The sequence below is a fragment of the Caballeronia sp. LZ003 genome (assembly GCF_031451465.1).
In the GTDB taxonomy this organism is placed as follows: Bacteria; Pseudomonadota; Gammaproteobacteria; order Burkholderiales; family Burkholderiaceae; genus Caballeronia.
Genome location: NZ_JARUXJ010000004.1, coordinates 587,748 through 601,994 on the forward strand (window position 1 = coordinate 587,748; position 14,247 = coordinate 601,994).

Consider the following 14,247-nt stretch of genomic DNA (forward strand, 5'->3'; position numbering starts at 1 on the left):
GTCAGACGCCCACCACCGAGTCCCGATGTTTTCTCTTTCCGGACTGGAACCAGCATGACAACGAGACCCAAAGTCAATCCCGCCGTGGCCGTCAAACAAAGCGAATATACGATCGCGCAGAAGTCGCGTGCATCGGCGCTGAGCAACGCGGACAGCGAGCGCGCTCAAAAGCGCCGCGATAATGACGCGCTTATCGACGTCAACGCGAGCAAGTGGCGTTACGTGGGCCCGGGTGTCTAGATGGGAAAGCCCGCGGAAGTCCTCAACTTCCCGAACCCCAGCCGCAGCTACGACGCCGCAAGACACGGCGTGTGCTTCTGGGGTTACGACAGCAAGCGCGAGATCAGCTTTCTGGTCGAGGACAAGACGCTTGCCGCGCTGAACCCCGGCATGGGCACGGGTGAGATGGCGCTGCTCGCCACGTTCGACCGCAATCGCGAACGCATTCTCGAACTGGCGAAGGGTCTCTACACGGGCGGCCCGCAGAACCGTTATACGATCCACGAGTAGCGTTCAACGCCGTGTAACCGTCACGTTGTCGCGGCGGCTTCAGTTGTCCAGCGCAATACGCACCGTGCGCGCGAGTTCATCGAGCTGAAACGGCTTGCGCAGCGCGGCAAAGCGCTTTTCCTTGATCTTCGATACATCGACGTCCGCATAGCCCGTTGCCAGGATCACCGGCAGATCGGCACGCAGTTCACGCGCTTTCGCGATCACCTCCATGCCGTTCATGCCGGGCATCGCGAAGTCGACCATCATCAGATCGGGATGGTCCAGTGGCAGGCGTTTGAGGCCGTTGGGGCCGTCGCAGGCGTGCGTCACCGAATAGCCGAGCGTCTGCAGACATTCGACGAGCATCTCGCGCACGTCTTCGTCGTCTTCGACCACGAGGATGCGCTTCGCGCCCGATGCGCTGTCCTCGGGTTTGAGCGCAACGTCGGCTTCCTGCAAATCCTTCGCGCCGAGCGGCAACCAGATTTCGACGCTCGTCCCTTTGCCCGGTTCGCTTTCGATGCGCGCCACGCCGCCCGCCTGCCGCGCGATGCCGTAGACCTGGCTCAAGCCGAGCCCCGTCCCTTTGCCGACTGGTTTGGTCGTGAAGAACGGGTCGAACACGCGCGACAGCACGCCTGGCTCGATGCCCGAGCCCGAATCGCTCACACGGATGACCACGTAGCGTCCAGCCGTGAAGGTTTCGTCGGGCGCGGGGCGCTCGCCCGCGTGGATCGTGAGGCGCCCGCCGCCGGGCATGGCGTCGCGCGCATTGATCGTGAGATTGAGGACGGCCAGTTCCAGCTGATTGGCATCCGCCTGGGTCCAGAGATCTTCGGAATCGGAGGTCGTGGTGAACGCGATCGACGAGCCGAGCGAGATCGAGATGATGTCGCGCATGCCTTGCAAAAGCGACGCGACGTTGACCGCTTTCAAATCGAGATTGCTGGTGCGCGAAAACGTCAGCAACTGCGCGGTGAGCTTGGCGCCGCGTTCGGTGGCGCGCTTGGTCGTCGCGGCCATTTTGCGCACGCGCTCGTCGCTGCTGATTCGCGCGATCAATTCCGCGTTCGCCATGATGACATTCAGCAGATTGTTGAAATCATGCGCGATGCCGCCCGTCAATTGCCCGAGCGCCTCCATCTTTTGCGACTGCACGAGCACGGCCTGCACCTTGGCGCGCTCGTGAATCTCGCGCATCAGGCGATTATTTGCCGATGCCAGTTCCTGGGTGCGCTCGGCGATGCGGCTTTCCAGCGAGTCGTTGAGCCGTTCGAGCGCTTCCTGCGCCTTCGAGCGCGCGATCAGATGCTGCTCCGACTCCGCGAGATGCCGGCGCGCATCGTACTGGCGCGCACGCGCCCGCAGCGACGACATCACCGCGCGGCGCAAGGTCTCCGAGTTCAGAGGACGTTCGAGGACGAGCACGTTGCCAAGCCGCTCCAGCATGTCGATACTCGCGGCCGAGCGCCGTTCGGTTGCGCGTCCTGAAAGCAGAATGATGGGAAAGTCGGACCACGCCGGTTGCCGGTCGATCCAGGCAGCGAGCACTTCGCCGTTGTCGCTCTTGAGCGATTCCTCGGTGACGATGGCAGTGCCCGCGCCGCGGTCGAGTTCGGCGGTGAGGCAAACCGAATCGGCGCACGCGAAGCAATCGCGGTCATCGAATGCGAGGACATCGGCGATTACGTCGGCATCGCGGCCGAATGGCGCCACTATCAGAACGCGAAACTCCATGGCGCTAGTTCCCCGAGGAGCCCGCGTGACTGGTGTCGGGAACCAGCATGGCCGTGCCGCCCTTGTACGAAGGCAGGCCGCTCAGAATGCCTTCGAAGTCGCGCAATGCCTCGCCGACGTTCAGCCCGCCCGCACCCAGCTGAAATTGACGAATCGAGCGCTCATGGCCGCTCGCGCGGCTTTTCACGGCGGTCAGCGCCGTCAGCACTTCGCCTTGACGCTCGAAGTAGCGAAACAGCAGGACCACGTCGCTTAGATAACTGATATCCACGTCGCTCTGTATTTCGCCGATGATTCCATGCTGCCCCAGCACCAGCATCGTGATGACGCCGCGCTGGTTCAGATAGGTGAGCAGTTCGTGCATTTGCAGGAGCAGGTAGCGCTCGCCGGGCATCGCTTGCAGATACGCGTTCAGGCTGTCGATGGCGACGTAGCGCGCGTTGCCCTGTTCGACGCTCTGTCGCACGCTGCTCGTGAACTCTCCGGGCGATATTTCGGCGGGATCGACCTGGCGCAAGTTCAGCAAGCCGCTGTCGAGATGCGGCCGCAGATCGATGCCGAGGCTCGTCGAGCGCCGCAAAAGCGTGGTGCGCGTTTCATCGAAAAGATAGTAGACACACGGCTCGCCGCGTTCGAGCGCGGCGAGCAGACACGAGGTCACGGTGGTCGTCTTGCCCACGCCCGACGGCCCGACGATGAGCGTATTGGTGCCTGGCACGAGGCCGCCGCCGAGAAGCGCATCCAGCCCGGCCGTGCCGGTGCTGAGCGGCTTTGCCGAGAAATCGGCGTGATGTTCAGACGCGATCAGACGCGGATAGACTTCAATGCCGCCGGTGTTCAGCGTCATGTCGTGAAAACCTTCGCGAAACTTGATGCCGCGCATCTTCGCAATCCGCAGGCGCCGGCGCTCGCCGCCGTAGTCGTGCACGAGATTGTCGAGGCACAGCACGCCGTGCGCGATGCTGTGCAACTGCAGATCGCCCGGCTCGGACGTGTTGTCGTCGAGCAGCATGACGGTGCAGGCGCGCGTCGCGAAGTAACGCTTCAACGCGAGAATCTGTCTGCGATAACGCAGCGGGTTTTGCGAGAGCATGCGCAACTCGGACAAGCTGTCGAAGACGAGTCGCGCGGGCTTCACTTCATCCACTTGCGCGATGACATCGCGCACGGTTTCGCCCAGTTCCACTTCAGCGGGATGCAGAACGGTCTGCTCGTAACGCGGGTCGAGCCCTTCGTCCGACAGAAGTTCGATGATGGTAAAGCGCTTCGTGTCCCAGCCATGGCTTTCGGCCACGGCGACGAGTTCTTCCTTCGTCTCCGAAAGCGTCACATAAAGACCTGGCTCGCCGACTTCCGCGCCCTTGAGTAAGAACTGCAAGGCGAGAGTCGTTTTGCCCGCACCCGGCGCACCTTCGATCAAATACATGCGATGCGGCGTCAATCCGCCGCCGAGAATGTCGTCGACTCCCTCGATGCCCGTCGGAATGCGGGCGGGCAGGGCTTGCGTGGTTTTTTCTGGCATGTGCTTGCGCTTTCTGTTGTCTGGCCTTTTTATCTAGCCTTTCGCGCGAGCAATCGGAAAACATTGGGGAACGCCCGCGCCTCGCGTGGCGGCTGCAAGAAGCGAGCCAGTACACGCCGGCGCTGCGACGTTCGTTAAATTTACCTACTATCCAGCAAATTCCTGTTGCAAAAATCCAAACCAGAGCGACGCTTTTTAAGATTTGGTTGCAATGCAGCATGAAAAGGGTATAGTTAGGGTTATCCCCTAGCTAGTTACCCTGATTCTTTACCTGAGAGACGCCATGAAAACCACCGCTCAACAATCTTTGTTCGTTTCGTTCGGTTCGTTCCTGCGCTCGGCGAAGGCAACGGTGCGCCGTGAGTGGAATCGCGCGCTGCAATTGCATCTGCAAAACTGCGAGATGCTCGTCGAATCGTATCGCCGCACCAAGTAAGTAGGACAGTACCCGGTCAAAGTTTCAAAGCAACGCCCCGGAAGCGAATGGCTCCCGGGGCGTTTGTCTTTTACGAGCGCGTAGCGCATCGCCAGAGTGACAACGGCGCGCCTCCCCACGGAGAGCGCGCCGTTGTCGCATCGGATGGCGACGTCTAGATCGCCCAGCCGCCGAGATAGAACACCGCGAGCACGATCGCGATCGCGACCGTCCCCACGTTCAGCTTGCGATACTCGCCCGCCACGATCCGCCCGATCACCAGCGTGCAGAAGCCAAGCATGATGCCGGTGACGATATTCGCCGACAGCACGATGAACACGGCGCATACGAGCCCGGACATGGAGTCGACGGTATCGTCCATGTGCAGCTTGCTCACGTTGCCGAGCATGAGCAGGCCGACGTACATCAAGGCAGGCGCCGTCGCGTAGGAGGGCACGAGACCGGCGAGCGGCGAAAGGAACATCACCGCGAGAAAGAGCAGGCCGACGACCGTTGCCGCAAGCCCCGTCTTTGCGCCCGCCGCCACGCCCACCGACGATTCGATATACGCCGCCGCCGGTGCACCACCAAAGCATGCGGAGAAGATCGAGCTGAGCGAATCGGCCGTCAGCGCGCGTCCGCCGTTGACGATGCGCCCGTTGGCGTCGATCTGACCCGCCTGGCCCGCGACGGCGCGGATCGTTCCGGTGGCATCGAACACGGCGGTCATCACGAGTGCGAGCACGCTCGGCAGCACGGCCATCGAGAGCGCGCCCTTGATGTCCATCGCGCCGATGAGCGACGCGTGTCCCGGCGTCGCGAGCGAAGGCAGCGCGAACACGCCGTGAAAGCGCACGGACGGATCGAAGATCAGGCCGATAGCCGACAGGCCGACCACCACGAGCAGAATGCCGCCCGGCACGCGCCGGCGTTCCAGCCCGAAAATCGCCGCCAGGCCGAGCACCGACATCAGCACGGGAAACGCGCGGATCGCGCCCAGCGAAACCGGCATGCCCGGCGCGGGATTTTTAACGATCAGGCCGACGTCGTTGGACGCGATCAGCAGCAGAAACAAGCCGATGCCGATGCCCGTGCCATGCGCGACGCCCGTCGGCAGATTGCGCAAGATCCACGAGCGCACGCCAGTCACGGAGATCGCGGTGAAAACGACGCCCATCAGGAACACGGCGCCCAGTGCGATGGCAGGCGAGAGGCCTTTGCCGAGCACGAGACCGAACGCGGTGAATGCGGTCAGCGAGATGGCGCAACCAATCGCGATAGGCAGACGCGCCCATACGCCCATCAGCAGCGAGCCGAACGCGGTCGTGAGGCACACGGCGACGAACACCGCGCTGGTATCGAAACCGGCCTTGCCGAGCATGCCCGGCACGACGAACACGGAGTAGACCATCGCGAGAAAGGTCGTGATGCCCGCGACCACTTCGGTCTTTTCCGTGCTGCCAGCGAGCGATATGCCGAAGTAGCGGTCAAGAAAGCCGCCGCTCGCGGTCGGTGCCGTGTCCTCTCGTTCGATAGGGGAAATGTCGATGTCGCCAAGCTGCTGGGCGGGGGATTCCAACATGAGCTGCTCCTTTATCAGCACGCTGAAACGGTCGACCGTGCGCGCAATCAAGCGCACTGCGGTCCGTCGTCAGGGTCGTCTCGTATTTAGTTCTGGATGTAGCCTCGTGCTCGCCGCTGATGGCTGCACTCGGTCAGGACAAAGACTATGGGAACGCAACGCGAGGTCCAATCCCGTGGAAAACATGCCGCTCATGCCAACATTCTTATATTTCTGAGAGTCCTAAGCTGGCTGGGGCTTCCCGCCAGAACGATAAACGCCGGACTAGGGCAAATGCCTAGGCCGGCGTCGGGGGTGAACGCTTCGTCACGTACGCCCTGACAAACCCATTACTGCATGATTCGCGATACACCGCGTCCGCGCGGGTCGGACATGGGCTCGGGCGTGTCGCCGTTGATGCGGATAGCCTGAATGTCGCCATTGAAGCCTTGCATCGTGAACTTGTAGCCCTTGTCTTCGAGCTGCTTCACGACTTCCGGATCGAGCTGATGGAACGGCTCCTGGTAGATCGTGTCCGGCGGCAGCAACTGATGATGAAAACGCGTCGCGCCCACGGCTTCAGGTAGCGGCAAGTTGAAGTCGTAGACGTTCGAGAGCACCTGGAAGATCGACGTGAAAATGCGCGAGCCGCCCGGCGTGCCGATCACCATCGCGACCTTGTCGTCACGCGTGAGGATGGTCGGCGTCATGGAAGACAGCGGCCGCTTCTTCGGCTCGATGGCGTTGGCGTCGCTGCCGACCACGCCGAACATGTTCGGCACGCCCGGCTTGGAAGCGAAGTCGTCCATCTCGTCGTTGAGCACGACGCCCGTGCCTTCGGCGATCACGCCCGAGCCGAAGTAGCCGTTGATGGTGTACGTGTTCGACACCGCGTTGCCCCATTTGTCGACGACAGAAAAGTGCGTCGTCTCCGCTTTCTCGGGCATCGATGTACCGAGGCCCGGCAGCACGCTCTTCGTCTCCGAGGGCTTGTCGGGATTCACTTCCTGTGCGCGTTTCAGGATGTAGTCGTCGTCGGTGAGTTGTGCAACCGGCACCTTGTAGAAGTCGGGATCGCCGAGATATTGCGCACGATCGGCGAAGACGCGTTTCTCGATTTCCGCGACGAGGTGAATGTACTGCGCCGAATCCAGCGGCACGCCTTCGAACTTGTCCTTCAGGTCCGCCTTCATCTTGAGCAACTGCACGAGGCCGACGCCGCCCGAACTCGGCGGCGGCGCGGTGATCACGCGATAGCCGTTCCAGCTCGCGACGATCGGTTGCCGCCAGACCGCCTTGTAGTCTTTCAGATCGCGCGACGTGATGAGGCCGTGGCCCGCCATGGAAGTGGCGATCAGCTCGGCCGTTCTGCCTTCGTAGAAGCCCTTGGCGCCCTTGTCGGAGATGCGCTGCAAGGTATCCGCGAGATCGGGTTGCTTGAACACCTGACCCGCCTTCATGCCGCCGAAGTAGAGATCGAAATTCGTCTTGCCGGCGAAATCCTTCGATGCGGCGTCACGCCGGGAAATCAGTTGATCGTCGACGAGAAAGCCGTTTTCCGCATACTTGATGGCGGGCGCGAGCACCTGCTTCCACTTCAGCTTGCCGAAGCGCTTTTGCGCCTGCCACATGCCTTCCACCGTGCCCGGCACGCCGACCGCGCGATGTCCGTAAAGGCTCATGCCCTTGATGACCTCGCCCTTGTCGTCGAGATACATGTTGCGTGTGGCGGTGAGCGGCGCGCGCTCGCGATAGTCGAGGAAGTACGGACGATGATCCACGTACAGCGTCATGAATCCGCCGCCGCCGATATTGCCCGCTTCCGGATAAGTCACCGCGAGCGTGAAGGCGATGGCGACGGCTGCATCGACCGCGTTACCGCCTTGCTTCAGGATTTGCTCGGCGGTGTCGGCGGCGAACTTGTCGGCAACCGCCACGGCCGAGGCGGTGAGGACTTGCGGCTGAGTGTCCGCGGTCTTGGCAACGGCGGGCGTGGTTTCGACGAACCCGGCCGCCAGAAGCGCCGAGGCAACGATGGCGCTCAATGCGAGCGTGCGAAAGCGCGGTTCTCTTTTCGACTGCATCTCCTGCGTTCTCCTTAGGCTTTTCGGGGTTGTAAGCGCTTATACCATGTTCGCGGCGCGCCAAGAAATGGCACGCGCCGCATCATGCGCTCAAGGCATCAACTGACCGCCGTTCACGTCGATGATCTGGCCAGTCACATAGCGCGACATCGCCTCGGAGGCGAGATAGAGGAACGCGCCGCTGCAGTCGTCCGGCTCGCCTATGAAGCCCATCGGAATTGACTTGCGGAAGGATTCGAGCTGTTCCGGCGAGGTGAAGCGCTCCTGAAACGGCGTCTGGATCACGCCGGGCGCGACGGCGTTCACGCGGATGCGATCGCCCATCAGTTCCTTGGCCATGCCCTTGGTGATCGTGCTGACAAAGCCTTTCGACGCCGCATAAAGCAGCGCGCCTGGACCGCCGCCGTTGCGCGCCGCGACTGACGTCACGTTGATGATCGAACCGCCGCCGCCCGAACGCAGCGAGGGCAGCGCCGCGCGCGTGAACGCGACCACCGAGCGCGCGTTGATATGCATGACTTCGTCGAAGAGTTCGTCGGTAACGTCGCCGATCGGCTCGCGCTTGACGAGGCTTCCCGCGTTGTTGATGAGCACGTCGATCTTGCCGAACGCATCGACCGTCGCGGCGACGGCGGCATCGATGGCCTTCGAATCGCGCACGTCCGCACCCACGGTGACGGCCGAGACTCCCAGCGCGCGCACGTCGCTCGCCACTTGCTCGGCTTGGTCCTTCGAGCTGTTGTAGTGCACCGCGACATTCGCGCCGTATTGGCCAAACGCGCGCGCCGCCGCCGCGCCGATACCCGTGCTCGCGCCGGTGATGAGGATCGATTTGCCTTTCAGATCGTGCATGAGTGCTCCAGTGTGGTTGTTTTATGAACGGGACAGGTTGCGCCAGCCAAGAGTATACGGAGCATTCGCGGGCGGCGTCGGGCGGCGCGCAAGCCGCGCCCAAACCGGCCGCAAACAGTGGCAACATGTTCATCTGCTCACGTCGAAGTGAAACCAGGAGACGCACATGAACGCACAAGTCGATCCCATCCCCGCCGGCCGTCAGGGCGTGATCCCGTACATCGCGGTGGCGGGCGGCGTGACGGCCATCGAGTTCTATACGAAGGTGTTTGGCGCTACCGAGATCTACCGGCTCGAACAGCCGGGCGGGCGCATCGGGCATGCGGAGTTGTCTATCGGCGGCAAGGTCGTCTATCTGTGCGACGAATTTCCAGAGATGGATGTGAAAGGCCCGCTCTCCATAGGCGGCAGCCCGGTGATGCTGCATCTCTATGTCGATGACGTCGATGCCGTTGCCCAGCGCGCGGTGGACCAGGGCGCGACCATTCTGCGCGCGGTCGAAGACCAGTTCTATGGCGATCGCGGCGGCAAGATCCGCGATCCGTATGGGCATGTGTGGTGGATCGCGACTCACCGCGAAGATGTGTCGCCGGACGAGATGCAGCGGAGGGCGGAGGCGTTGTTTGGCGGGGCGTGATTCTTCAACGCCCATCTGACGCGCTTACGATACGCGCGACGAGTCGGCTCGCGTGGAGCACGCGTCCGTCGGAACGACGCGCCGCGATGAATTCGCCAGCTACGAAGCGCGCTTGTCGGCGCGAGCGCGGCGCAGAATTCACTACGCATCGAAACGCGGGTGAACCGCGCGCCACGCTCGAACGAAGCCGCTACGCATCGAACGAATACGTCTCGACCACGCGCCGCACCGATTCCCTGAACGACGCGACGAGATCCGAACGAATGCCGCTGCCCGGATACGACAGCGCGTATTCATATTCGATATCGGTTTCGAACGGCCGCACGACCACGCCGTGCGAGCGCCAGACCTTGGCCGCGAACGGCTCGACGATCGACACGCCCAGACCGCCCGCGACCATCGCATAGCGCGTGTGGGCAGTGTCGGTGAGCACGGTGTAGCGCGGCCTTTCTTCGGTCGCCGAAATGAGCGATTGCTCCGCCTCGTAAGGCTGCCGCGCATTGGGCAGCCAGCCGATCAGCTTCTCGCCGCGCAAGTCGTCCGGACGGATGATCTTCTTCGCAGCGAGCCTGTGCGACGCGGGCATGGCGCAAAGCGCACGCGCTTTCAGCAAGGTCTCGACTTCAATGCCTGCCACCGCGGGAAATGCCTGACTCAAGGCAACATCGGCGGTGTGATTTTGCAGGCTGACGAGCACCTCGGGCACCTTCACCGAATCCACCTTGATCGGCACGCCCGGATGACGCTCCGTGAAGTCGGCAAGCACGGGCGGCAACAACGTGGTGGCCAACACCGGCATGCAGGCGACGGTCAGGCCGTCCGAGGCTTCGTCGCGGATCATCTGCGCGACCTGTTTCAGGCGCTCCAGCCCGAGGAAGTTTTCCTCGACGGACTTATAGAAGCGCAGGCCCGCGTTGGTCGGATTCAGACGGCCGCCGATACGGCTGAAGAGGCTGAAGCCGAGATCGGCTTCGAGATCGGCAATCAGGCGGCTGATGGCCGGTTGCGTCACATGGAGTTTGCGGGCGGCGCCGACGCTGGTGCCCGTCATGATGAGGCTACGGAATGCCTCGATCTGGCGAAAACGAATCATTTTGGGGACGGCTTTGTCAAGCGGCTCTGGTAGTGCAGTTTCGGTACTGCGAGGACGCAGATCTTATAGGAAACAATGCTTTACTGCCTTTTCGATGCGCTTTGACGCATGCCGGCCGTGTGTGTTTTGCCAACAATTCGCACGAGTATTCGAAAAATTTAGTCACTATAACGACATGTGAGTGGCATCCGTCTTATTGATACGAAATACTCGCCGCCAACCTAGAAGCGCGATGAAAGGCCCGGCGTAAGCCAAAGGCTGGCCGCGGCGCGCGGGGGCATTGCTTCGGGCTCTACGAATCTAGCCCTGATGATTCGTTGAGCCAATTGTTTAGTGCAGCCGAACTAAACGACCGGCGCAACAGCAACGATAACCAAGACAACGAGACAAGAAGGAAAACGCAATGCGCACGACCTCACTTACGCCCAAATACGCTCTCGCGATGCTCGCGGCGCTGGCCTTCACGATGTCGGCGCACGCTGCCATCGTGCCGTCGGGCGTTACGCTTGCCGCCAAGCAGGAACTGGTGCGCAATAACGGCTCCGAAGTCGAAACGCTCGACCCCGCGCTGGTCGAAACGGTCGTGGCGGCGAACGTCACGCGCGACCTGTTCGAGAGCCTCACCGCCGCCAACGCGGACGGCACCGTGGTGCCGGGCGTGGCCGAAAAGTGGGAGCAGAAGGACGCGACAACCTGGCTCTTCCATCTGCGCAAGAACGCCCGTTGGTCCAATGGCGAGGCTGTCAGTGCAAACGATTTCGTGTACGGCTGGCAGCGTTTCATCGACCCGAAGACGGCATCTTCTTATGCGAGCGTGTTCGGGCCGCTTCTCCTGAATGGCGCCGAGATCGTCGCGGGCAAGAAGCCGGCTAGCGCGCTCGGCGTGCGCGCCATCGACGCCTATACGATCGAAGTCAAGACCGCCGGCCTCGTGCCGTTCCTCCCGGAACTGATGTCGAATCAGAACTTCGCGCCGGTGTATCGCGCGGGCGTCGAGAAATATGGGAAAGACTGGACCAAGCCGGGCAAGCTCGTGAGCAACGGCGCGTTTCAGTTGAAGGACTGGCAGGTCAACAGCAAGCTCGTGCTGACGAAGAACGCGAGTTACTGGGACAAGGAACATGTGCAGCTGACGCAAGTGACCTATCTGCCCGTCGAGGACGAAAACACGGACGTGAAGCTCTTCCAGTCGGGCGATAACGACATGACTTATCAGATTCCGACTGGCACGTTTGCCAAGTATCGCCAGCAGTTTCCGAACGACATTCGCAATTCGCTGATCCTCGGCACGCGCTATTACAGCTTCAACAATCGCGATCCGCTCCTGAAGGACGTGCGCGTGCGCAAGGCCTTGTCGATGGTGATCGACCGCGATCTGCTCGCGCAGCGCGTGACCGCCGACGGCCAGACGCCCATGTACGGGTTGATGCCCAAGGGCGTGCAGGGCGCGGATGTATCGGCATATGACTGGTCTGCCTGGCCGATGTCCAAGCGCGTCGAGGAAGCGAAGAAGCTGCTCGAACAAGCCGGCGTGAAACCCGGCACGAAGCTGCGTTTCGCCATGAACACGAGCGACTACAACAAGAAAATGGCGATTTTCGCGGCGTCGGAATGGAAGACCAAGCTCGGCCTCGACACGCAGATCGAATCGATGGAATTCAAGGTTCTGGTCAAGAAGCGTCACGAGGGCGACTATCAGATCGCGCGCAATGGCTGGGTCGCCGACTACAACGACGCCACCACGTTCCTCACGCTCGTGCAGTGCAAGTCTGAGCAGAACGACAACTTCAATTGCAATCCGAAGGCCGACGCGCTCGCGCAGCAAGCCAGCGAGACGACCGATCAGGCGAAGCGCACGCAGTTGCAGACGCAGGCGGCGAAACTCGTGATGGAGGATTATCCGTTCCTGCCGCTCCTGCAATACGGCCTGCCGCGACTAGTGAAGAGCTACGTGGGCGGCTATTCGCTCAAGAATCCGATGGATCACTACGGCAGCAAGGACCTCTACATCGTCAAGCACTGAGATACCTATGTGGTCTTATACATTGCGGCGCGTGCTGCTCACGCTGCCTACGCTTCTCATCGTGATCACGGTGTGCTATTTGCTGCTGCATGCCACGCCCGGTGGTCCGTTCGACGGCGAGCGCAAGGTTTCCGCCGAAGTGCTCGCGAATCTGCAGGCGAAGTACCACCTCGGCGAGCCGTTGTGGAAGCAGTACCTGCTGTATCTCGACAGCTTGTTGCACGGCGACCTGGGCGCCTCGTTCCGCTATGCCGACTGGAGCGTGAACGAACTCGTGCTGCGCGCCTTGCCGGTGTCGCTCTCCATCGGCGGCGTGTCGATGCTGCTCGCCATCATTATCGGCGTCGCCTTCGGCGTGGCGGCGGCGCTTCGGCGCAACAGCATGATCGATTACGCGCTCATGTTCGTGAGCAACGCGGGCAACGCGTTTCCCTCGTTCGTGATCGGGCCGGTACTGATCCTCGTGTTCGCCATTGCGCTGAAATGGCTTCCCGCGGGCGGCTGGAACGACTTTCAGATGCGCTACATGGTGCTGCCCATCGCGCTGCTCGTGATGATCAACGTCGCCACCGTGGGCCGTGTGACGCGTGCGAGTCTCATCGAAGTGATGAACACGCAGTACATCCGCACCGCGCGCGCGAAGGGCTTGCCCATGCGCACCATCGTGCTTCGCCATGCGATGAAGCCCACGCTCATTCCAGTCGTCTCGGTGCTCGGTCCGCTCGCGATTTCATCGATCACGGCGGCGGTCGTGACGGAGTCCGTGTTCTCGTTGCCGGGCATCGGCAAGCTGATCGTGAACGGCGCGGCCAACCGCGATTACACACTGGTGCTGGGACTCGTCGTGCTCGTCACGGTGGTGGCCGTGCTGCTCAACCTTCTGGTCGACCTCGCCTATGCGTGGCTCGATCCGAAGATCCGTTACTAAAGGGCGCCCAATGAAATCCGTATCTTTAGCGCCGCTCATGGAACAGGCCGTCGCGGGCCGAAGCCCCTGGCAGGACGCCCGCGCGCGCTTCGTGCGCAACAAGGCGGCAGTGGTCAGTCTCGCGTTGCTCGCGGTCATCACGCTTATCTGCATAGTCGGACCGTGGCTCTTGCCGAATCAGTTCGATTCCGCCGACTGGAACGCCATGAGCGCCGCGCCCACGTTCGAAAACTGGCACCTCTTCGGCACCGATGAAACCGGGCGCGATCTGCTCGTTCGCTGTCTCATCGGCGGACGCGTGTCGCTCGTGATCGGCGCGCTCGCCACGTTGACATCGGTCACGCTCGGCATCGTGTGGGGCGCGCTGGCGGGATTCATCGGCGGGAAGATCGATAACGCGATGATGCGTTTCGTCGACATGATGTACGCCATTCCGTACCTGCTGATCGCCATTCTCATGGTCACGCTGCTCGGCCGCGAGTTCTATCTCGTCGTGCTCACCATCACCGTGTTCTCGTGGATGGACATGGCGCGCGTGGTGCGCGGCCAGACGCTCGCCATTCGCTCGAAGGAATACGTGGAAGCGGCGCGCGCCATCGGCGTGCCGACCTCGCGCATCATCGTGCGGCATGTGGTGCCGAATCTGCTCGGCATCGTCGCGATCTATACCACCGTCACGGTGCCCGGCGTCATTCTCACCGAATCCGTGCTGTCGTTTCTCGGGCTCGGCGTGCAGGAACCGATGACGAGCTGGGGCGTGCTGATTCAGGACGGCGTAGGCGTGATGGAAACCTCGCCGTGGATCTTGCTGTGTCCGGCGGCGCTGCTTTCGATCACGCTTTATTGCATCAACTTCGTCGGCGACGGTTTGCGCGACGCACTCGATCCGAAGGACAGGTGAGT

General features: G+C 62.0%; 13 protein-coding genes. 7 read left to right on the forward strand and 6 right to left on the reverse strand.

The window, feature by feature from the left end; all coding sequences use genetic code 11:
• Positions 1–54: 54 nt before the first annotated feature.
• Both QCE79_RS26810 and QCE79_RS26815 read left to right on the forward strand, forming a co-directional pair.
• Entirely contained in the window at positions 55–240 is a 186-nt protein-coding gene (locus tag QCE79_RS26810) for a hypothetical protein (RefSeq protein WP_309849028.1), read from the forward strand.
• Positions 241–510, forward strand: coding sequence for a DUF1488 domain-containing protein (locus QCE79_RS26815; RefSeq protein WP_244829549.1), 270 nt, complete (start codon positions 241–243; stop codon positions 508–510).
• A 39-nt stretch (positions 511–549) separates the two neighbouring features.
• Here the strand turns inward: QCE79_RS26815 and QCE79_RS26820 are convergent, their stop codons facing one another.
• The gene (locus QCE79_RS26820) at positions 550–2,229 is read right to left on the reverse strand and encodes a response regulator (RefSeq protein WP_250467170.1); all 1,680 of its coding nucleotides are present in this window, start codon (positions 2,227–2,229) and stop codon (positions 550–552) included.
• Between the two features lie 4 nt (positions 2,230–2,233).
• Positions 2,234–3,751 (reverse strand): ATPase domain-containing protein, encoded by a 1,518-nt coding sequence (locus QCE79_RS26825; RefSeq protein WP_309849032.1) that lies wholly within the window; start codon positions 3,749–3,751, stop codon positions 2,234–2,236.
• 283 nt (positions 3,752–4,034) lie between these two features.
• On the opposite strand from QCE79_RS26825, the gene QCE79_RS26830 reads away from it, so the two are divergent.
• Positions 4,035–4,187, forward strand: coding sequence for a hypothetical protein (locus QCE79_RS26830; protein ID WP_244829554.1), 153 nt, complete (start codon positions 4,035–4,037; stop codon positions 4,185–4,187).
• 154 nt (positions 4,188–4,341) lie between these two features.
• On the opposite strand, the gene QCE79_RS26835 is transcribed toward QCE79_RS26830, so the two are convergent.
• The 3 genes from QCE79_RS26835 to QCE79_RS26845 all read right to left on the reverse strand — a co-directional run bounded on the left by QCE79_RS26835 (position 4,342) and on the right by QCE79_RS26845 (position 8,663).
• Complete coding sequence (locus QCE79_RS26835; protein ID WP_244829561.1) at positions 4,342–5,748, reverse strand: NCS2 family permease; 1,407 nt, start codon at positions 5,746–5,748, stop codon at positions 4,342–4,344.
• Between the two features lie 329 nt (positions 5,749–6,077).
• On the reverse strand, positions 6,078–7,811 hold the full coding sequence (gene ggt / locus QCE79_RS26840; RefSeq protein WP_250467169.1) for a gamma-glutamyltransferase: 1,734 nt from the start codon (positions 7,809–7,811) through the stop codon (positions 6,078–6,080).
• A gap of 90 nt (positions 7,812–7,901) precedes the next feature.
• Positions 7,902–8,663, reverse strand: a complete 762-nt coding sequence (locus tag QCE79_RS26845) for an SDR family oxidoreductase (RefSeq protein WP_309849038.1) — start codon at positions 8,661–8,663, stop codon at positions 7,902–7,904.
• Positions 8,664–8,829: 166 nt separating this feature from the next.
• On the opposite strand from QCE79_RS26845, the gene QCE79_RS26850 reads away from it, so the two are divergent.
• Positions 8,830–9,300, forward strand: a complete 471-nt coding sequence (locus tag QCE79_RS26850; RefSeq protein WP_309849041.1) for a VOC family protein — start codon at positions 8,830–8,832, stop codon at positions 9,298–9,300.
• Positions 9,301–9,490: 190 nt separating this feature from the next.
• Here QCE79_RS26850 and QCE79_RS26855 read toward each other — a convergent pair whose 3' ends face one another.
• Positions 9,491–10,393, reverse strand: a complete 903-nt coding sequence (locus QCE79_RS26855) for a LysR substrate-binding domain-containing protein (protein ID WP_309849044.1) — start codon at positions 10,391–10,393, stop codon at positions 9,491–9,493.
• 403 nt (positions 10,394–10,796) lie between these two features.
• Between QCE79_RS26855 and QCE79_RS26860 the strand changes: the two genes are divergently transcribed.
• From QCE79_RS26860 to QCE79_RS26870, 3 genes are read left to right on the forward strand one after another with little or no spacing between them, the layout of a single operon-like run.
• A complete protein-coding gene (locus QCE79_RS26860) occupies positions 10,797–12,416 on the forward strand; it encodes a peptide ABC transporter substrate-binding protein (RefSeq protein WP_309849047.1) in 1,620 nt (539 codons plus the stop codon).
• 7 nt (positions 12,417–12,423) lie between these two features.
• Complete coding sequence (oppB, locus tag QCE79_RS26865) at positions 12,424–13,344, forward strand: oligopeptide ABC transporter permease OppB (protein WP_244829572.1); 921 nt, start codon at positions 12,424–12,426, stop codon at positions 13,342–13,344.
• A 10-nt stretch (positions 13,345–13,354) separates the two neighbouring features.
• Positions 13,355–14,245, forward strand: a complete 891-nt coding sequence (locus QCE79_RS26870; protein WP_309849053.1) for an ABC transporter permease subunit — start codon at positions 13,355–13,357, stop codon at positions 14,243–14,245.
• Positions 14,246–14,247 lie beyond the last annotated feature (2 nt).